The 21,344-nt window shown below is 40.5% G+C and carries 16 protein-coding genes and 3 tRNA genes; 7 read left to right on the forward strand and 12 right to left on the reverse strand.

Features of this window, described 5'->3' with window-relative positions; all coding sequences use genetic code 11:
* Positions 1 to 74: 74 nt before the first annotated feature.
* The 5 genes from B9T33_RS15225 to B9T33_RS15245 form a co-directional block, all read right to left on the reverse strand.
* Positions 75 to 151 (reverse strand) — tRNA-Asp (locus B9T33_RS15225).
* A gap of 46 nt (positions 152 to 197) precedes the next feature.
* Positions 198 to 274 (reverse strand) — tRNA-Asp (locus tag B9T33_RS15230).
* A gap of 29 nt (positions 275 to 303) precedes the next feature.
* Positions 304 to 379: transfer RNA gene (locus tag B9T33_RS15235), tRNA-Val, on the reverse strand.
* Positions 380 to 822: 443 nt separating this feature from the next.
* Complete coding sequence (gene elsL, locus B9T33_RS15240) at positions 823 to 1,314, reverse strand: cell wall-recycling L,D-carboxypeptidase ElsL (RefSeq protein WP_086179740.1); 492 nt, start codon at positions 1,312 to 1,314, stop codon at positions 823 to 825.
* The gene (locus B9T33_RS15245; protein ID WP_086179741.1) at positions 1,307 to 1,735 is read right to left on the reverse strand and encodes a YbaN family protein; all 429 of its coding nucleotides are present in this window, start codon (positions 1,733 to 1,735) and stop codon (positions 1,307 to 1,309) included. The genes elsL and B9T33_RS15245 overlap by 8 nt, the downstream gene beginning before the upstream one ends.
* Before the next feature lie 88 nt (positions 1,736 to 1,823).
* Between B9T33_RS15245 and B9T33_RS15250 the strand changes: the two genes are divergently transcribed.
* The 3 genes from B9T33_RS15250 to dapE all read left to right on the forward strand — a co-directional run bounded on the left by B9T33_RS15250 (position 1,824) and on the right by dapE (position 4,240).
* A complete protein-coding gene (locus B9T33_RS15250; RefSeq protein ID WP_086179742.1) occupies positions 1,824 to 2,681 on the forward strand; it encodes a DUF1853 family protein in 858 nt (285 codons plus the stop codon).
* Positions 2,682 to 2,839: 158 nt separating this feature from the next.
* Entirely contained in the window at positions 2,840 to 2,989 is a 150-nt protein-coding gene (locus tag B9T33_RS15255) for an entericidin A/B family lipoprotein (protein ID WP_086179743.1), read from the forward strand.
* Positions 2,990 to 3,106: 117 nt separating this feature from the next.
* Positions 3,107 to 4,240 (forward strand): succinyl-diaminopimelate desuccinylase, encoded by a 1,134-nt coding sequence (gene dapE, locus B9T33_RS15260; RefSeq protein WP_086179744.1) that lies wholly within the window; start codon positions 3,107 to 3,109, stop codon positions 4,238 to 4,240.
* 75 nt (positions 4,241 to 4,315) lie between these two features.
* Here dapE and B9T33_RS15265 read toward each other — a convergent pair whose 3' ends face one another.
* From B9T33_RS15265 to pilG, 6 genes are all read right to left on the reverse strand, one after another.
* Positions 4,316 to 4,783 carry a hypothetical protein gene (locus tag B9T33_RS15265; RefSeq protein WP_086179745.1) on the reverse strand — a complete coding sequence of 156 codons (468 nt, stop codon included), beginning with the start codon at positions 4,781 to 4,783 and terminating at the stop codon, positions 4,316 to 4,318.
* 3 nt (positions 4,784 to 4,786) lie between these two features.
* A complete protein-coding gene (locus B9T33_RS15270; RefSeq protein ID WP_086179746.1) occupies positions 4,787 to 9,337 on the reverse strand; it encodes an Hpt domain-containing protein in 4,551 nt (1,516 codons plus the stop codon).
* A 169-nt stretch (positions 9,338 to 9,506) separates the two neighbouring features.
* Positions 9,507 to 11,582, reverse strand: a complete 2,076-nt coding sequence (locus B9T33_RS15275) for a methyl-accepting chemotaxis protein (protein ID WP_086179747.1) — start codon at positions 11,580 to 11,582, stop codon at positions 9,507 to 9,509.
* Between the two features lie 44 nt (positions 11,583 to 11,626).
* Positions 11,627 to 12,163: a chemotaxis protein CheW gene (locus B9T33_RS15280; protein WP_086179748.1), complete on the reverse strand. Its 537-nt coding sequence runs from the start codon at positions 12,161 to 12,163 to the stop codon at positions 11,627 to 11,629.
* A 6-nt stretch (positions 12,164 to 12,169) separates the two neighbouring features.
* Complete coding sequence (locus tag B9T33_RS15285) at positions 12,170 to 12,538, reverse strand: response regulator (protein WP_086179749.1); 369 nt, start codon at positions 12,536 to 12,538, stop codon at positions 12,170 to 12,172.
* 26 nt (positions 12,539 to 12,564) lie between these two features.
* A complete protein-coding gene (pilG, locus tag B9T33_RS15290; protein WP_078191060.1) occupies positions 12,565 to 12,948 on the reverse strand; it encodes a twitching motility response regulator PilG in 384 nt (127 codons plus the stop codon).
* A 280-nt stretch (positions 12,949 to 13,228) separates the two neighbouring features.
* Between pilG and B9T33_RS15295 the strand changes: the two genes are divergently transcribed.
* The 4 genes from B9T33_RS15295 to B9T33_RS15310 all read left to right on the forward strand — a co-directional run bounded on the left by B9T33_RS15295 (position 13,229) and on the right by B9T33_RS15310 (position 19,976).
* A complete protein-coding gene (locus B9T33_RS15295) occupies positions 13,229 to 13,885 on the forward strand; it encodes a hypothetical protein (RefSeq protein WP_086179750.1) in 657 nt (218 codons plus the stop codon).
* Positions 13,886 to 13,932: 47 nt separating this feature from the next.
* On the forward strand, positions 13,933 to 15,036 hold the full coding sequence (locus tag B9T33_RS15300) for an efflux RND transporter periplasmic adaptor subunit (RefSeq protein WP_086179751.1): 1,104 nt from the start codon (positions 13,933 to 13,935) through the stop codon (positions 15,034 to 15,036).
* Positions 15,037 to 15,059: 23 nt separating this feature from the next.
* Positions 15,060 to 18,164, forward strand: coding sequence for an efflux RND transporter permease subunit (locus B9T33_RS15305; protein WP_086179752.1), 3,105 nt, complete (start codon positions 15,060 to 15,062; stop codon positions 18,162 to 18,164).
* A 96-nt stretch (positions 18,165 to 18,260) separates the two neighbouring features.
* Positions 18,261 to 19,976 (forward strand): proline--tRNA ligase, encoded by a 1,716-nt coding sequence (locus B9T33_RS15310; RefSeq protein WP_086179753.1) that lies wholly within the window; start codon positions 18,261 to 18,263, stop codon positions 19,974 to 19,976.
* A 58-nt stretch (positions 19,977 to 20,034) separates the two neighbouring features.
* Here B9T33_RS15310 and B9T33_RS15315 read toward each other — a convergent pair whose 3' ends face one another.
* Positions 20,035 to 21,336, reverse strand: a complete 1,302-nt coding sequence (locus tag B9T33_RS15315) for a hypothetical protein (protein ID WP_086179754.1) — start codon at positions 21,334 to 21,336, stop codon at positions 20,035 to 20,037.
* Positions 21,337 to 21,344: the final 8 nt, after the last annotated feature.

Genomic DNA, 21,344 nt, shown 5'->3' on the forward strand with positions numbered 1-21,344 from the left:
CCGCCGACATTCTGCTTGTAAGGCAGACGCTCTACCAACTGAGCTAAGCGCCCTCAAAAGGTCAATCATGTAAATGGCGCAGCGGACGGGACTCGAACCCGCGACCCCCGGCGTGACAGGCCGGTATTCTAACCAACTGAACTACCGCTGCACTTACACAATGTCCTATTGTGGTTCAAACGAATTAAGATTTAAAGTGGCGCAGCGGACGGGACTCGAACCCGCGACCCCCGGCGTGACAGGCCGGTATTCTAACCAACTGAACTACCGCTGCACTCTAAATATCTTAACGCTGAAAAGGCTTGGTGGGCGCTGACGGGATCGAACCGCCGACATTCTGCTTGTAAGGCAGACGCTCTACCAACTGAGCTAAGCGCCCTTTTCAAAACATGTTCATCGTTTGATGAGGTGCATTATAGAGAATCCTCACGGTCTGTCAAACGCTTTTCTAACTCTTTTCCACTTTTTCTGTTTGAGTGATTAAAAAATAAGTTATATTGCGGAAAAATCAGTATTTTTGGATATTTTTTGTCTAAAAACACTCAATTTAATCATCAAATAAATACATAAGTTTCTGCATTATTCACATAAATATCGAATTTCAAGGTGAAACCGATTTAACCTTACTTTCAAACAGATCATTAATTATACATTGAATTTTCGTTGATGCTGGTTAGACCACATAAATTGAACAATTCACATCCTCACGATATTCAACTCTGCACTTCTCTCCTGCTCTCGGCATAAAAAAAGTGCCTCATGGACACTTTTAAATTTTTAATTCAATATCGTTTGATGTAGGGGCTCAGTTAAACCATTTTACTATTCTGCAATATGGACCAATGCATTTATCGGAATCAGTTGAAACAACTCCACCACATCGACATTTCGCATACGGATACAGCCGTGTGACATTGGAATGCCCATCGGTTCACTATCGGGTGTGCCATGAATATAGATATAGCGCTTATAGGTGTCGCAACCCTCCCCAGCATTAAACCCATATTCCAAACCACTTAACCATAAAATACGTGAAAGAATCCAATCACGTTCAGGATTAGTGTCTGCAAGTTGTTGATCATATACCTCACCCGTCCATTGACGTGCTTTAAACACAGCATTTTGCGGCTGATCTGCACCGAACTTTTCAGCCACTTTGTGCCATCCACGTGGTGTTTTACCACTATTCTCTTGCTCACCAATACCATTTTTACCACTGGAGATGACATAGAACTTATTATGCTTCGGCAAGCTTAGGGTTTGATCTTTTAAATTAATCAGTACATCCGCTCGATCTAAATCATATTTAGACATGTTCATTCTCTTTAGCTTGCTCTGGATTTTCTAATGTTTTTTGTTGAAGCTCTACAGGTTTATTTTGTGGTTCAGGACGTGTCCATAACCAGATTGCTACAATGAGCATGGTTAAGTCAGTAAAAATTTTGACTGCAAGCGGTGCGGTTGTGAGTAGCATGATTACGCCACTGATAGACATCATCACTGTAGCAAACCATTTTGCCTTTCGTGGCACTGTCCCATTTTCACGCCATGCACGTAAGGTCGGTCCATATTTAGGATGATTTAACAGCCAATCATCCATTTGTGGCCAGCCTTTCGAGGCTGCCCAAGCCGCTAAAATTAAAAATACCGTTGTTGGCATACCCGGCAGTAAAGCCCCTATAAAGCCCAATATGACAAAGATGACCACCAAACTTCGCCAAAACAACGTTTTCATACCGCAACCCTAGACCAACAATTCAGGTAGTATAAAGTGTTTTTTCCTATTCTCCGTTGTTATTCTGCATAAATCTCTGGGTTTTGATATGAGCTTATCAGCATTGTCCACATCTTTATTTGAGCCATGGTTACAGTATCAAAATCCATTAGTTCGCCAACTGGCGTTTTGTATTGCCAGCCCCAATATTTTGCAACACATTCCAAATGAACTTGAGGTCGTACATGCCTTTCAGCTACATTATGATGCAGTCTGGCACAAGCATTGGCAAAATTATCATCCGCGTTTACTTGAGCTAGATCAAAAGCCTGAAGAATTAGGGCTTTTTTTGCAAAAACTAAAAAGTACGCGTTTGGGCTTACGTTTTGAGATGTTTATTTGGTTTTGGTTGCTCGATCAGAAATATCATCCTTACCAACTTTTGGGCCATAGCATTCAAAAAATTGACGGCCCACGGACACTAGGTGAATTGGATTTTGTTTTACTCAACACTGAAACTCAAGAAATTGAGCATTGGGAAGTCGCCCTCAAATATTACCTCGCCGAACGTGATTTTAGCTTGGCCTATTGGTATGGCTTAAATCGTAGCGATACTTTAGCGCGTAAACTTAATCATTTTAGTCAAAAGCAATTTCAATTTAATGAAGCACTTGGACAAAGCATTCAACGCCGATTTTGTGTGTTGAAAGGTCAATTATATCTGCCACTCGAAACAAATATGCCTCTACCGAATTGGGTCAATCCACAACGTCGAATCGGACAATGGGGTCATCAAATTGCGCCACAACTCCAATCCTTTTACCGTTTACAGAGAAGTGAATGGATCTGTCCGCAAGACATCAACAGCAGTGAAATCGCAACGTGGTGGACAGATGGCTTATATAAACATATCGCTCAAGAATCCTATTATATGTATCGACTACCGCGGCTTGTTCTTCCACAATAGAAGACTAGAAAATTTATAATTCATTGGCAATTACATATATTTACTTAACCACCATAAAAATTACCTACTGTTTAATTCGATGATTTTTTAATCTAAATCTCACATCAGAATAATTTAATGATTCCAAAATTATTCATTAAAAATGGAGAATATAGTCAATGAAAAAGATTCTAGCTACTTCACTTCTTGTTGTACTCGCATTAACTGGTTGTAATACGTTTAAAGGCTTTGGTAAGGACGTCTCTAAAGCCGGAGATGCCGTGACCGATACTGCTGAAAAAACTTCTGACGAAATCCGCCGTAATTAATTTATTCTCTCATTTAATAAAAGAGCCCTATTTAAATAGGGTTTTTTTATGGCTAAATTTCCCTTCGCCGTTTGATTCGCCTATTATATTGCGACATTTTCGACTTCTGTATTTAGCATGACCTCAACAGCAACTCTTGATCTCAGCCTAGAACTACTCCGCCAACCTTCTGTAACACCTGTAGACCATACGTGTCAGAACATTATGGCTGATCGTTTAGCCAAGATTGGCTTTAACATTGAAAATATGCGTTTTGATGATGTAGACAATTTATGGGCGCGTAAAGGCACCGAATCACCTGTTTTTTGCTTTGCTGGTCATACAGATGTAGTGCCTACAGGTAATTTAGACTCATGGGGTTCAGATCCATTTAAACCTGAAATTCGTGATGGTAAGTTATATGGCCGAGGTAGTGCCGACATGAAAACTGCTTTGGCAGCGATGGTGGTCGCTTCTGAGCGTTTTGTTGCAAAACACCCAAACCATAAAGGTTCGATTGCTTTTCTGATTACCTCAGATGAGGAAGGTCCATCGATTAATGGCACCGTAAAAGTGATTGAAACTTTAGAAGCACGTAATGAAAAAATGACATGGTGTTTGGTGGGTGAGCCTTCAAGTACAAATACCCTCGGTGATATCGTTAAAAATGGTCGTCGTGGATCGTTAAATGCCAACTTAACCGTTAAAGGCAAGCAAGGTCATGTGGCTTATCCTCACCTCGCTATCAACCCTATTCATACAGCATCAAAAGCATTGGCTGAACTCTGCGATACAGTTTGGGACAATGGTAATGAATATTTTCCAGCAACTTCATTCCAAATTTCAAATATTAATGCAGGTACAGGTGCAACAAACGTTGTTCCAGGAACCATGAATCTATTGTTTAACTTCCGTTACTCTACCGAAGTGACTGCAGATGATTTAAAAGCACGTACCTTGGAAATTTTAGACCGTCACGGTGTTGAATATGAAGTGGAATGGACGCTTTCAGGTCTACCATTTTTAACACCTGTCGGTGAGTTAGTGAATGCAGCACGTGATGCCATTCGTAATGTTACTGGCACTGAAACAGAACTCTCAACCAGCGGTGGAACATCAGATGGTCGTTTCATTGCACCAACAGGCGCACAAGTGCTTGAATTGGGTGTATTAAACGCAACGATTCATCAAATTAATGAACATGTCAATGTAGCTGAACTTGAGCCTTTGTCTGAAATCTATGAACAAATTTTAGAAAATTTATTGGCTTAATTGCCGAATAAATAAACTGAAATAAAAAAAGGAACTTCGTGGAGTTCCTTTTTTTATTTCTAAGTTATTGGTGCATTAAGCTGCTTGAATACCAATACTACTTTGAATATTAACTAAATTTGGAATGTGAAAAACTTGATCGGCCATGCGTACATATTGAAAAATGTTGGCGTCCGTAACTTTCTGATCTTCATCAACCACTTCCGAAATACGTAATCGAATCGTTCTAGGCATTTCATTACACATGAGTGCAAAGCGCTGAGCAACATCATCGCCTTCTATGACCAACGCCACACCACTGCTTTTCTCTGGGTCATTTACCGCAAATACAGGGAGCTTCAATTCATGCCATTCAACCACAGACACTTTAGTATCACTATCGAGTGCTGAGAGCACAATATTTTGTGGCAACAGCATCGGTTCCTTGCTGTGACAATCAATGATATAGGCATCGATGAATCCCGTTGAAACCGTGATCAGATGTTGCAGTTCTTGCTGATCAATTTTATCGCTAACAACCTGAGATACAGAATTTTGGCTCATGACTTACCCCTGCTTTTCTGTAATTAATGCTTCAATGTTTGCAAGCAATTCGGCTTCTTGGAACGGTTTACCCATATAGTGCGTTACACCTAAGCTAAATGCTCGTTCACGGTGTTTTTCACCTGTACGAGAGGTAATCATAATGATCGGCAATTCTCGGTGTATATCATGGTGACGAACAAGGTTGGTCACTTCGAAACCGTCCATACGCGGCATTTCAATATCAAGCAACATTAAGTCTGGGCGTACATTTTCCAACTGTTCAATGGCATCCACACCATCTTTAGCAGTGACAACATCATAACCTTGACGTTCAAGCAGACGAGACGTCACTTTACGTACAGTTACGGAGTCATCGACAATCATCACTAAGCGGCGCGCATTACCTTGACGGTTAAGATCACGTTGATCACCCAATTGCTTAACACGCTGTGAAGTTTGGATTTGACGGGCAATATTTTGACCATCCAAAATCAAGCAGACTTGACCATCACCCAGAATCGTTGCACCTGCAATTGCACCCACACTGGTAAATTGCTGACCAATCGGTTTCACCACAATCTGAGAACGCGAACCCACCAACTGATCGACAAGCAATGCAATCGTTTGTCCGCTGTTCCCTTTAATCAATAATACTGGCAATGAATGCGCAACATTATTTAAACGAGGTACAGGTTGGTTGCCGACAAATTCAGATAAATAGCGTAACTTGTAGTGGGTATTATCAATTTTGAAGCTGTCATCTTTACTATTGAAGTAAGTTTCAAGTGCAGATGGTGCAATACGCACAATACGTTCGATTTGTGCCAGTGAAATAGCGTATTGCTGGTCGCCCGCTTTCACCATCAAGGCATCACTCACCGCTACAGTGGTCGGTACCCGAATGGTAAATGTTGTGCCCTGTCCCAATACAGATTCAACTGACACATGACCACCCAACGCTTTAATTTCACTTTGAACTACGTCTAAGCCCACGCCACGACCAGAAATTTGGGTAACGGCTTGTGCTGTAGAGAAACCAGGATGGAAGATCAACTGCAAGATTTCTTGCTTATCTAAGATTTGATCTGCTTTGATTAAGCCTTGCTTTAACGCTTTTTCTTTAATCTTCGCTTCATCAATCCCTTTACCATCATCTTTGAAAGACACCAGTACATCTGTACCTTGACGGCTAATATTCAGCAGAATATTACCGACTTGTGGTTTATTCAAAGCAATACGGTCTTGAGTATCTTCTAAACCATGGTCAATCGCATTACGCAGCATATGCTCAAATGGTGTCACCAAACGTTCAAGAATGGTACGGTCTAATTCACCTTCGGTATTTTGAACAATCAATTCTGCTGGACGGTTCAAAGTCGATGAGGTTTGGCGAACAATACGTTGTAAGCGCGGTAACAAACGATCAAATGGAACCAAGCGCGTACGCATCAGACTTTCTTGAATTTCAGATTGAATACGTGATTGTTGTAATAACAAACCTTCAGCATCACGAATTTTTTCCGCCAAGGTACTCTTAAAGTCGACCAAATCCGATGCAGATTCCGCTAGTGATTTCGATAATTGGTTAATCGACGAATATTGGTCCATTTCCAATGGGTCAAAATCGGCATAGCGTGAGTTTTCAGAACCATGTTTGGCAATAATTTGTGACTCTAGCTCACCATCCATTCGACGTAATTGGTCAGCCAAACGCTTAATTGCCAATTCCATTTCATTCAATGTATTTCCGAGCTGACCTAAGTCCATCTCGATACGTGAACGGTTAATCGAGTTCTCACCCGACAAATCAATCATCTTCTCGACAAGATCCGCAGAAATACGAATCATCTCGTTGCTGTTATCGTTAGTACCAGATTCAGACCATTCACCCAACATAGATGGCGGTTCAACACCATCACCTTGAATAAATTCAAAGCCTTTAGTAACAACACCGAGATCAGATTCCGCCACACGGTTTGGTAATTGTGCAGTAACGTCAACGTATTGAATCGACTCTAAACTGAGTTTAATACTGTCATAATTACTATAGTCATGGCTGAAAAGCGCTTGTTTTAACCACGCTAACGTAGTCTTGAGCAATCCATCGTATGCATTTGAGTTAAAATGATGTACCGCAAATTGTTCAAATGTGGTTTCAAGTTGATAAGCAATAGATGCGACAGGCTCATTTTCAACCATGCGTGCACCACCTTTAATACTGTGGGCAGCACGTTGTAATTGAAGTAATAAGTTACGGTCGCTTCGTTGATCCGTCCATTGCGTCAACAATTGTGATGCTTGTTCAAGAATCTCTTCCGACTCTTCAAGGAAAGTTTCTTCCATGACTGTACGTAAGTCATCATCAATATTTTGTGCATGTTCAGAAACAGCATGCTCCAATACATCAATAGCCGGTTCTTGAGCCGTTGAATCTTCATGAATTTCTGGCGTTGGTTCTTCTTCTACAAGCACTTCTTCAAGTGTTTCTACAGAAGTATCCAATTCTTCAGGTTGTTCAAGTAAATCATCTGTGGCTTCAGTTAATTCAACTTGCTCAAGTTCTGCTGTTGCTTCACCTGACGCAATCGTTTGAATATTTTTCAGAATATCAATGACATTGGTCGCTGGATAATCTACACCTTGATCACGAATCGTTTGTATACGATCTGCTATATCATCTTGCACTAAACGAATAATTTGAATAAGTGCTGGATTAATATTGATTTGCTGACGAATAATTCGCTCGTAAATAGATTCCAACTCATGCGAAATCAAACCGACATGAGAAGCGGCAACCATGTTTGCGCCACCTTTTAAAGTGTGCAAATAACGCATCAAATTATTCAATGCAGAGGTATCGGTTTGATCACGCGTCCAAGTACTTAAATCTTGGTCAATCCCTACTAAAAGCTCTTCAGCTTCTTCAATGAAAATATTTAATAGATCTTCATCAAACTCTTGATTGCTTTCATCGGACTGAATTTGCTGATGATCAAGCTGAATACGCTGACTTAATTGAGCAAAGTCGACACTCGAAGTTGTAGCCACTGGAGCAATTTGTGCTGGTGATGCTTCAACAACCTGAGCTGGAATAGATTGCTCCACCGTTTCAGTAAGACTTTCATCAACAGTTTCTGCAACGTGTTCAATATCTTGTTGTACAAAGGCAGACAGCTCTGTCAGGAAGCGTTGAAGATCTTCACCCAATACAACGCGTTGACCCGCGGCCAATGTATCGAATAAATGAATAAATTCTTGATGTGCTTGCGCAAACAACTCATATGCATAATCCGCATTGAGTAGTTCTGGTTTTTCAAGCAGCGCTTGATAACCTGAATTTAATTGTGCCGTAAAGTCATGAATACCAACTGAAGCACGATTATTGGTATGTTCAATCAATTGTGATGCTTGAACACTTAAGCTTTGAATATATTCAGGGAACTCACTTAATGCGCGTTTATCAAACTCAAACTCTGCATCTAATAACTGATCAATATTCAATTCAATCAGTTTTGAAACTAGACCTTGCGGATTATCCTCAGGTGCTAACTGATCTTGACTGGCAAAACCATAATCATCCCAAGCAGCTTTAAATGTCGCATAAATCGCTTGTAGATTTACAGCATTGCCAGCACGTAGTACATGTAAATAGTCACGTACGAACTCTGCGTATTGAATCAGTAAAGCCGCTTCTTTGGATGAAGAACCAATCTCTTCTTGCAGCAAGGTTTTAAACAGATTTTCAACTTTTGAACTGGCTTCAAAAATTTCATCAATCTGCGCCATCGATGAACTACCACGTAACGTATGCAGTGCACGAATCAGGCCATTATAATCTTGTGATTTAGTTTCCGCCGTTTGTAAGAATTGATCGATCGTTTGCAGATGTTCTTCAGCTTCTTCAATAAAGATATTGACTGTTTCAGCCACTAAAGAATCTTCGGCTTCAGCTACGATAATCTCTTCAGAGACTTCTACTTCAACTGCTTCCTCGACACTTGAAGGTGCAACTTCAATTGGAGTACTTTCAGTTTCAGTTGCATCATCAAGTTCAAGACCCGTTCGAACATCTTCAGATTTTAACTGATCAGCTAAAACCAATAGTTCTTCTAATGCTGGCTCAAGGCTCATATTTTGTTGTAGTTGTTGGCCCAATAGTACCAGTGGACGTAAATCAACTGTCAATTCAGTGACTTGTTTAAAACTTGGATATAATTTGTATTGATATACGTTTGATACGGTCTGCGCGAATTTTTGCACGACAGGTGTCAATTGTACTGAACCCGAAATTACGCGATTCAAAGTATCTTCTACCGCCCATGCAGTTTCACCCGCCGATTTTGCCCCGACCATACGACCTGAACCTTTCAGGGTATGGAAATGACGTCGAATTGTCGTCAAGGTTTCTTTATCTTGTGGATTTGCAAGCCAAGTCGTAAATAGACCCTCTAGCTCTTCAAAGATTTCTTCTATTTCTTCAACAAAAATCTCAAGAATTTCTGCATCTTGATCAAGATAACTATCTTCAGGAAGCGTAGTCGTTTCAACTAAATTTTTTAATATTTCTTTCATAGCTAAGGCTTCTTATGTTTTGCCACCAAGAAGGTTGCTCAAACTTAATTGTAACCATCACGTCAAACTTAACTTTCCATTGTTAAAGCCAAGTTTACCTTACGATGTGTTATCTATCATCGGTGAGGTGCCCTAGCCTAAACTAGGACACCACAGGTATGTGCCTAACTTATTCTGGTAGTTTAAAGTCAGATACAGATTCACGTAATGATTCGGCCATGTTTGCCAATTCAGATACCGAACGTGCAGTATCAAATGTTGCACTTGTTGTTTGCGACGTAATTTCTTGAACGACGTTCATCGTCGTCGCAATATGACCCGCTGAAGCAGACTGAAGTTTCGCAGCATCAGAAATGTTAGCAATCAATTTCGCAAGGTTGCCCGATACAGACTGAATTTCATCCAGTGCTACACCAGCATCCTTAGACAAGTTCGCACCACGTACAACTTCGGCAGTTGTTTGTTCCATTGAAATTACAGCTTCGTTGGTATCCGTTTGAATGGTTTTTACCAAGCCTTCAATCTGTTTGGTTGCTGATGCTGAACGTTCAGCTAGACGCTGTACCTCATCCGCTACCACGGCGAAACCACGACCTGCTTCACCTGCCATAGACGCCTGAATTGCAGCGTTCAATGCCAAGATGTTTGTTTGGTCGGCAATGTCGTTAATCAATGCGACAATGTTACCAATCTCTTGAGAAGACTCACCCAAACGTTTAATACGTTTAGACGTTTCCTGAATCTGTTCACGAATCGTGTCCATACCTTCAATAGAACGGTTTACAACGTCCGCACCATTTGCAGCAATCTGTACAGAACGGTCTGCAACGACAGCAGATTCTTCAGCGTTTGAAGATACTTGGTCAATTGACATTGCCATTTCGTTAATCGCGGCAGAGGCACCCGCAATCTCTTGTGCCTGATGCTCAGAAGCTTCCGCCAACTGGTTGGTAATACCCTGAGTATTCGCCGTATATTGTGCAACTTCTTGCGATGTTTCAGTAATACGCGATACAAGGTCACGTAATTGGTCAATCGCGAAGTTAATCGAATCGGCAATCGCACCTGTAAAGTCTTCAGATACTGTTGCATATGAACGTAAGTCACCGTCTGCAAGATCGGCAATTTCATCAAGTAAACGTAAAATCGCGTTTTGGTTACGGTCATATTCATCTTGTAAACGAGTTACACGATGTTTATCTGACAGACCACGAAGAGAAAGTAATTTAAATACGCAGATCAAGAACGATGTTAATGCAAGAATCAACAATACCGCAGGTAAAATCGTTTTTAGACCAGAACTTGAAGATAATTGATTTAAGTTATCAAGTAACTTATCTGACTCAGCAAAAATTTGAGAAGATGCTTTACGTACGTTCACAATTTGTGAAGAGTTTTTCAGAATTGTTGCTGCAGCAGACTTAAGTACTTCATCGTATTCAGATTTGATACCTTGAAGAGATTCACGAAGATCGCTACCCTCAATACGTTGCACGCCCAGCTCAGCGCTACCATTTAACTGTGCTTCTAAGTATGAGCCGAAAGTTTCGGTATCGGCACTGAAGTCATCCGCTAATTCACGTGAACTGTCTGAACCTGAAAGTACCGAACTGATCGAACGTAAAATACGTTCTGCAATGAATACCTGGTTTTTCGCAATAACCACCTGGTTTGATGGCATATTTTCACGTGCCATTTGGTCAACCATCAAGTTATATTCTGCCTGAATACCAGGAATGGTTTCACCAATGGCAATGTTCGTGTCATATAACTTGTTAATGATTTTTTGTTGAGAAGAAATCAAATCAATACTTTTCGATACTTCAGTCCACTGTTTATCTACAGCTTTTAAGGCATCTGTATCGGCATGAATATCTTTCACAGTTTCAAGGTTTTCTTTGAAACTTTCTTGCGAAGTCACTAATTTTTTCATCGCATCTTCAGTACCAGAAGCAGTTGCTTCAGTGGCCTGACGTGAAATCTGTTGCGATAGAAGACGTAATTCACCGAGGCTACGTGTTAATTCGTTGGTACGAGGTACACTGTAGAACAGGTAAAGTAAGATCAAGGTTGCGAGTAGTAGTGATCCAATCGCACCATAAATAAATGGTTTTGATTTTTCACTATCACCGAAAACTCGAGATAATTGATCAGTCTGTGACTGCAATTTTGCCAGAAAAGCATTACCGCCTTTACGACTGCTCGTGCTTTCACCCGTATTTTTCTTTTTAAGTTTAAAGCCCATTCAGCTTCTCCCCGGTTACGCTTTCTTTCGTTCGAGCGCGATAATTAATTTATAAATTTTATAGATGCGTTCATATATTTTGGATTTTGCAGTAAACGACTGAAGAGAAATACATTCCACTGCTGATTATGCTGGTGGAAATACCCCTGACAATATTCCTGTAAATTACGATCCAACTCATTATGTTTAGAAAAGTAGCTTTTCTTATTAAAGTGCTGAATACCCAAAACTTGATCGACTACCAAACCGACATAATGGTCATTATGACTAATACATAAAACTTTTTGAGTAGGTGAAAAACTACTTCTGTGACCTGTTATATATTGTGCTAGGTCTGACACTGAAAGTAAGCGACCTCGAATATTCGCAAGTCCCATTACCCAAGGTTGAGTATTCGGAACTGGCGTATATTTTGGCGGGTAGATCACTTCAGATACTTCACCCAAAGGGGCAACGTAATATTGCCCCATCATCTCAAAAGCAATGCCTGACCATCGGTTTACTTCATTTTCTGTGGAAACGTAGTTTTTGTTTCCGCGTTTTGCTATTCGAAGTAATTCGATAAATCCATTTGCTGCCATAGAGCTTTATCCTGCATTGAGGTGTTGCTTAATCACATCAATTAATTGTTTTTCATCTACAGGTTTTGTTAGATAGTCACATGCCCCTTGGCGTTTACCCCAAACTCGGTCAGTTGCCTGATCTTTGGTACTGACAATCACAATTGGAATATGCTTCGTCGTTGCACCGCGTGCAATTTGGCGTGTTGCTTGGAATCCATTGACACCCGGCATGACCACATCCATCAATACTAAATCGGGCAATTCTGCTTGTGCCATGGTTACCCCATCAGCACCATTTGCAGCCTCAATGACGTCAAAGCCATGTTTGCCCAAAATTTCTTTAAAACGGAATGTTTCTGTCGGCGAATCATCAACGATCAGGATACGTGCCATGTTTTTCCCCAAAAATAAAAAACGAATTAAGCTGTAACGTGATTACGGATTGCATTTAGTAATTCATCTTTACTAAATGGTTTTGTTAAATATTCATCCGAACCAACTACACGGCCTTTTGCCTGATCAAATAAACCATCTTTACTTGAAAGCATAATCACAGGAATATTTTGATAATTTTGTGAGTTTTTAATCAGGGCACATGTTTGATACCCATCAAGACGCGGCATCATAATATCGACAAATACGATATCAGGATTTGCATCGGCAATTTTTGATAATGCCTCAAAACCATCCACAGCAGTGACTACTTCACATCCTTCGCGTTGAAGAAGTGTTTCGGCCGTACGACGAATGGTTTTTGAATCATCAATTACCATGACTTTTAGATTTTGGAATTTATCGTCCATTTATTGACCCTACCCATTGAGGATGTACAAACAATTAAGTTAGTAGCATTATTATTTACATGTTGTGAACATTTTTAACATATCTTTACTTGCATTTTCAACGAACATTTTCTGCGCAAAGACACAATTATCATCAATTATATTAACCGTTTCACACTTTCCGATGACCAACGATTTTTTTTTAACTTGTACTAGTATTTAATTATCTGATTTAGGAATATTATATCAATTTTATTACTTTAAAATAAGTAATTTAGTCAACTTTAAACTGGGGAGTACAATGTTGAGTCAGTTCACAAAAAAACTTACCTTCATTGGTCTAAAACAAGTATCTAAAAAAATAATATTAATCACCTGCTTGTTTGCACAAGCACCACTGATCATTGCTGCTACAACGAACTCCCAACAGGTACAGAAGCCCACATGGTATCGTTACTATGACAGTAAAGGTGTGGCAAATATCAGCACCAATGTCACACCAAATCACATCCGCTATGGTTATGAAGCACTTGACCAAAATATGCAAGTGATTAAACGTAATCGCCCATATAATGCAGAATCAGATGTCAGACAAGCGCCTGCTCGTGCTGCTCAAGCCCGTCAGCATGAGTCTGATCTTAAACTCAAAAAAGCCTATACCAATAGCCGCACCGCAGCCATTAAAAAGCGGGATGCACTTACTGGTATAAAAAAACAAATGGTATTTGAACAAGAACAATTAAAACAATTACAAACTGATCGTGTATTATTTGTGCGTCAAGAGCGCGAACACTTCCGCAAGGGAGAAACCGTTCCTGCAAAACTCAGAACAACTTTAAACAATAATCAAAAGAACATGATAGCGAAAAAAGAATATATTCAATCGTTACAAACTCGCTATCGAAATACAGAAGCCGAATACGACAGAATTATTGCGCGTTTAAAAGCGATGGAATAAGCCTGTTATTCAATTGCTTTTGTAGACAGCTGGATATAAGGACCATTATGCAATCTGCACAGCATTCAACACATTTTTTTAAACTCAGCCTGCTTTGTTTAAGCTTAAGCTTGAGTGCTTGTCAAAAAGATGAAAAAAAACAAATTGATCAGACCCAAAATAAGATTGAACTGATTCAACAAGATTTGGTAGCGATCCAACAAGGTAGCGCCATTTCTAAAACTTCTTTTACGGGCACCATTCGTGCAGTCCAACAAAGTAGCATTCAAGCTCAAGTCACTGCAACGGCAACCAATGTAAATGCAGAAGTCGGACAACGCGTCAGCAAAGGCCAAGTCCTTGTTCATTTAAATAATCAAGACAATGCCGCGCGTCTTGCACAAGCCGAAGCCAATTTAACCTCAACTCAAGCCCAAGCCAATCAAGCTCGTTTGATGATGGAGCGTAAAAATCGATTGTTGAATCAAGGCTTTATTTCCAAAGTTGAATATGAACAAAGCCGCGTAGATTATCAAGCACAAATGGAAAATGTCCGCGCTCAACAAGCCAATGTCGACATCGCACGCAAGGCTAATCAAGACGGTACCATTTACAGCCCGATTAGCGGTGTCATTACTAAACGTGATGTCGAACCCGGTCAAACCGTAGCAGCAGGAACAACGCTTTTTGAAATTGTAAATCCAGATCAATTAGAAATTCAGGCCAAATTACCAAGTGATATGCAGGCCGCTTTAAAAGTTGGACAACGGATTGAATATACGATTCAAGGTAATCCAGACCAGTTAACTGCCGCTGTCAGTCGCATCTCCCCTATTGCCGATCAAGCCAGTCGTCAAATTGAATTTTTTGCTCAACCCAATGAAACCATTACTTCTTTGAGTATCGGTTCATTTGTTGAAGGATTTTTATTAGGCTCACAAAATATCCAAGGTCAACAAATTCCACTCGACACCATTCAGAGTCTGAAAGAAAAACCCTATGTTTGGGTCATTCGCCAAAATAGAATTGCCAAAGTACCTGTTCAAATTTTAAATCAAAGCTATAGCAACAATACGGCGATTGTTCAGGGGCTACAAAATACGGACTTAATCAGTCGTATAAAATTTAACGATGATGAAATCAAGCAAGAAGTCAGTATTAGCCAAAATTAAAAGAATAAATCAGGACTGTTGTTATGTGGTTAACTCGAATTAGTGTGAAGTACCCTGTTTTCACCATTATGATGATGTTCTGTCTGATGGTGTTGGGGATTGCATCTTGGCAACGCATGGGTGTTGAGGAATTTCCCGATGTCGACTTTCCTTTTGTTGTGGTCTATACCAACTATCCAGGTGCTTCTCCAGAGTCTGTAGAATCTGAGATTACCAAAAAACTCGAAGACCAAATCAACACCATCTCTGGTTTAAAGCAGGTGATTTCACAATCGAGTGAAGGCCTGTCTACGGTTATTGTTGAATTTAACCTTGATGTTTCTTCCTCTACTGCAGCACAAGACATTCGCGATAAAATTGCACCAGTCACAGCACAGTTCCGTGATGAAATTGACGATCCAATTGTTGAGCGTTATGACCCAACAGCCAGTGCCATCATGTCGATTGTATTTGAATCGAAAGAGATGTCATTACGTGATTTAAGTTCTTATTTAACACAGCGAACAGTGCCTCAACTCCGAACAGTGCCGGGTGTGGGTACAGTAAATTTACTAGGTGATGCGCAACGTCAAATCCGCATTCAGGTCAATCCGCAAAAATTACAAAGCTTTGGCATTGGTATTGATCAAGTGATTAATACTTTAAAGACAGAGAATATCGAAGTACCAGGTGGTACCTTAAAACAAAAAAATTCTGAACTCGTGGTCGAAATTAAGTCACGAGTGATTCATCCAAATTCGTTCGGTGATTTGATTGTCGCCAATAAAAATGGCGCCCCTATCTATCTCAAACAAGTTGCAGAAATTGAAGATAGCCAAGCCGAGATGGAGTCAAGTGCGTACCTAAATGGTAAAACTGCTGTCGCAGTCGATATCTTGCGCAGCTCTGACTCCAACGTAATTGAAGTTGTTGATAACACCCGAAAAACGCTGGATAAAATTCGTGAACAATTACCCAAAGGCACAACAGCCGAAATTGTCGTTGATTCATCCAAAGGCATTCGAGGCAGTATTAAAGATGTAGCGCGTACCATTATTGAAGGTGCTGTCCTTGCTGTCTTGATCGTCTTATTGTTCTTAGGTTCATTCCGCTCAACCGCCATTACGGGGCTCACCTTACCAATTTCCCTACTCGGCACTTTGACCTTTATATGGATATTCGGCTTTACCCTGAATATGATGACTTTGCTTGCATTGTCGTTAAGTATTGGTTTGCTTATTGATGATGCCATTGTAGTCCGTGAAAACATTGTCCGGCACTCCGACATGGGCAAAGATCATGTCACCGCTGCACTCGATGGTACCAAAGAAATTGGTCTAGCCGTACTTGCAACCACACTGACAATTGTTGCGGTTTTCTTACCTGTTGCCTTTATGGGCGGGATTATTGGTCGCTTTTTCTATCAATTTGGGGTTACTGTCAGTACTGCGGTACTCATTTCAATGTTCGTCAGTTTTACGCTCGATCCTATGCTTTCTGCGCATTGGGCTGAACGCCATGACCCAAATAAAAAACCGGGAAGAATTAAACGTTTCTTCAATTGGATTTCTGGAAAATTAGATAATCTTAGCCATTATTATGAAAAGCTTTTGAAACTTGCACTGCGTTTTAGATTAATTACCCTCATTGTTGCAGTTGCATCTTTATTTGGCGCTCTTGGCCTATCAAAACTTATCGGGACAGAATTTGTACCCGTCCCCGACAAAGGCGAGATCAGGATCAAATTTGAAACACCTGTCGATGCGACCCTTGAATACTCACAAGCCAAGCTAAAACAAGTGGATCAAATTATTCGTCAGCATCCTGAAGTTAAAGCAACCTATGGTTCAATCAATAGCGCAACAGATCGCGGTAAGAACCATGTCAGCATACGGGTAACAGTTTCTCCGCGTAGCGAGCGCAAGCAAACGTTAACCGATTTAAATAATGAATTCCGTCAACGCCTACAGAGTGTTGCAGGCATTACCATTACTTCTGTAGCTTCTGCAGATGAAACGGTTTCCGGTGGGCAAAAGCCTGTGATGATTTCGATTAAAGGCCCTGATCTTAATGAGCTACAACGTATTTCAGATCGCTTTATGACAGAAATTGCGAAAGTGGATGGTATTGTCGATTTAGAAAGCTCTTTGAAGGAACCAAAACCAACGCTTGGTGTACATGTAAACCGTGTTTTAGCCAGCGATTTAGGACTTTCAGTCAATCAAATTGCCAATGTCATGCGTCCGCTTTTAGCTGGTGATAACGTCACTACTTGGAAAGATGACAAAGGCGAAACCTATGATGTGAATTTACGACTTACTGAAGATCAACGTCGCCTACCGACTGACATCCAAAGCATGTATATCACTTCACAAAAAACTGATGCGACAGGTTTACCGATTTTAGTGCCTTTAGCCAGTGTGGCAAGTTTTGAAGAAACTTTAGGGGCTTCGCAAATTAATCGTCGTGATTTGGCGCGTGAAGTCATGGTCGAAGCCAATACGGCTGGTCGTCCTGCAGGTGATATTGGTGCAGAAATCAATGAGCTTGAAAAGAACTTCGATTTACCCCCAGGCTATAGTTTTGTCACTCAAGGGGCAAACAAAGATATGGCTGAATCAGCTGGATATGCCTTAACTGCCATTACTCTGTCCATCGTATTTATTTATATCGTATTGGGTTCACAATTTAACAGCTTTATTCATCCTGCTGCGATTATGGCATCACTACCACTTTCTTTGATTGGGGTGTTTTTGGCCTTATTCCTATTCAACTCAACCATGAATTTATTTTCGATTATCGGGATCATTATGCTCATGGGGCTAGTGACCAAGAACGCCATTTTGTTAATCGACTTTATTAAAAAAGCGATGGATCATGGTGTCGATCGCTACGATGCCATTATTGAAGCAGGTAAAACACGACTTCGCCCAATTCTCATGACCACCAGTGCAATGGTGATGGGCATGGTACCTCTTGCTCTCGGCTTGGGTGAAGGTGGTGAACAAAGTGCACCAATGGCCCATGCAGTAATCGGTGGGGTGATTACCTCTACCCTGCTTACCCTTGTGGTTGTTCCTGTTATTTTCACTTATTTAGATGACTTCCGTAATTTTCTTGCACGTCAGGCCAAGAAAATCATGTCATAATTGCAAAATCTAAAATGAGGTGCCATTGGAAAATGTTCGCCTCATTTTTTATTGTATACTCTCTACTTTAACGCTTAATTTTTTAGGACAGTTTCCATGCGCGCGAGTCGCTTTTTATTTGCAACGTTAAGAGAAACCCCAAACGATGCTGAAGTTATTTCACATCAGTTAATGCTTCGTGCTGGGATGATTCGTAAATTGGCTTCAGGTTTATACACTTGGTTGCCGATGGGCGTTCGCGTATTAAATAAAGTTGAAGCGATTGTCCGTGAAGAGATGGATCGCGCTGGTTCACTTCAAGTCCTTATGCCTGTTACTCAACCCGCATCTTTATGGGAAGAATCAGGTCGTTTTGTACAATATGGTCCAGAACTTCTTCGTTTTAAAGACCGTCATAGCAATGATTTTGTGCTTGGCCCTACACATGAAGAAGTGATTACTGACCTTGCACGTAATGAATTGAAAAGCTACAAGCAATTGCCTGCAAACTTTTATCAAGTTCAAACTAAATTCCGTGATGAAATTCGTCCACGTTTTGGTGTAATGCGTTCACGTGAATTCATCATGAAAGATGCATATTCTTTCCATGTTGACCAAGCGTCTCTACAAGAAACCTATGACAACATGTATGCAGCTTACTGCAAAATTTTTACTCGTTTGGGTTTGAATTTCCGTCCAGTTCAAGCAGATACAGGTTCAATTGGTGGTTCAGGTTCACACGAATTCCACGTGCTTGCGTCGAGCGGTGAAGACGATATCGCATTCTCTACAGAATCAGACTACGCAGCTAACGTTGAAATGGCTGAGGCTGTTCTTGTGGGTGAACGTGCTGCTCCTGCGAAAGCTTTAGAAATTGTCGATACACCAAATCAAAAAACGATTGAGGATGTTTCAGCATTCTTAAAATCTGACCCTGCTCAATCTGTAAAAGCATTATTGGTGCAAGGTGTTGCTGAAGAAGATAAAGCTGCGCCAGTGGTTGCCTTGTTCCTACGTGGTGACCATGAATTGAATGAAATTAAAGCTGAAAAACATCCTTTAATTGCATCACCACTGACATTTGCAACTGAAGCTCAGCTTACTGAATTAGGTTTAACTGCTGGTTTCTGCGGTCCTCAAGGCCTAACAGAAAAAGGCATTACCGTTATTGTTGACCGTGCCGCATCTGTACTTTCAGATTTTGTTGCAGGTGCAAACCAAGTCGACAAACATGCCGTAGGCGTAAACTGGGAACGTGATGCACAATTCACTGAGGTTTATGACTTACGTAATGTTGTTGAGGGTGATCCTTCTCCAGATGGTCAAGGTACAATCTTGATTAAACGTGGTATCGAAGTTGGTCATATTTTCCAACTTGGTCAAAAATACTCTGAAGCACTTGGCTGTAAAGTCCTTGGTGAAGATGGTAAACCACTTGTTGTGACTATGGGTTGTTATGGTATTGGTGTAACACGTGTAGTTGCTTCTGCCATTGAGCAAAACTTCGATGACAAAGGCATAATCTGGCCATCTGCAATTGCTCCTTTTGAAGTTGCTATTGTGCCTATGAATGCACATAAATCTCCACGTACTTTAGAAGCTGCTGAAGCGCTTTATGAAGAACTAACGACTGCAGGTTATGATGTATTGTTAGATGATCGTAATGAGCGTCCTGGTGTTAAATTCTCTGATATCGAATTAACAGGTATTCCACACCGTATCGTCATTGGCGAGAAAGGTTTAGATGCTGGAACATTTGAGTACAAAGGTCGCCGTGATGAAGAATCAAGCAACCTTAGTAAAGAAGATCTTTTAGTGAAAATTGCTAAATAATTTTAGCGAATAAAAAATCCCGCTCAGTGCGGGATTTTTTATGACTTTAAGAAAGCACTTAACAGAATTTCAGGCCGCCAAAGCAGTTAGAACGAAAATCTTGCCCAGAAAGTTTTAAATTATTTAATGGAAAATTAATTAATGATGGATTTTTAATTTCCGCAACATTCAAAGCTGATCCAGCAACACAGCCGAAGATTAAGTCTCCACAGTTACGAACATTAGAACTTAAGTCATGGTTAATTCCGGCAATCGTTTGTTTCAATACTTCATTAGTAATCGCAACTTTATCTGAAGGTGTAATGCTACCTAAATCCACCTCATCTTCCATTGCTAACCACCAACCTCTGTCTGCCGCAACAGCAGCTCCAGGCCAAAGTATTTTTTGAGCTTGTAAAGATAACGAAGCGGGGTTGTTTAGATAAAGTGCGTGGATCAAACCCAAACTTTGATCTACTGTAATATCTGTTTGAAGCCCTGTTAGGTAACCCGTCACATCTTTATTTAATTTAATATTTAAACCTAATAATGAGATTTGAGCTTCTAATGGTCCACTAAAATCGAGACGACCAACTGTGCCCGTACCTTTTAACTTCACATCTGTCATTCGATTCCCACTCACAACAGTGGCTGGAATCGTAAAAGGTGCGGTAGTTGATTTTAAATTAAAAGAATATTTATCTGATTTATAGTGTAGAGGTAAATCAACTTCAGCACCAAATAATGTCCCTTTTACAGCCCCTTCAATGTATTGTCCTGTCGAAGCATAATCCATCACACGCTCTGCGGTTGTTGCAACACCCGTAGATTCTTTGGTTTTCATATAACCACTGAATGTATTAATACCATTTGGCTCATTGCTATTTTCCGTTCCGAATGTCATTAAGCCTGCAATTTTTTCAGCGCTTAGACGAAAGCCTAGAACTTCACGTGTTGCCGCCGAAGTTGGATTTTTTACGGCAAACTCTACAAAAGGATTGGTAATTAAAGCTGAAGTTGCTGCACGATCGTCAGAACTATAATCTTTATTTGCAGGCAAGCCACTCAGTGAAATATGGTCGATATCAATATCACAAGCTCCTGAACCATTTGCACCACCACAACCGAGCTGCAACTTTTTAATATTGGCATTGAGTTCCATTTCAGCCTCTAAACCCAATTTGTAAAAACCAACATTAGTTTGGTCAATAGCTTGACCACTATCGTCCACAGAATTGTAGCCTTGTGTATATTCCATAGAAAGTAAGGCTTGACCATCGACTTTAGATAATTCCTGATCATCCAAAGCAGTCATCGCGTGTGCAGCTGTGCATATCGTCATTGTTGAAAATATCAAACTACTCAACAAGTTCTTTTTCATAACAAATT

The sequence above is a fragment of the Acinetobacter sp. ANC 5054 genome (assembly GCF_002135295.1).
Lineage (GTDB): Bacteria > Pseudomonadota > Gammaproteobacteria > Pseudomonadales > Moraxellaceae > Acinetobacter.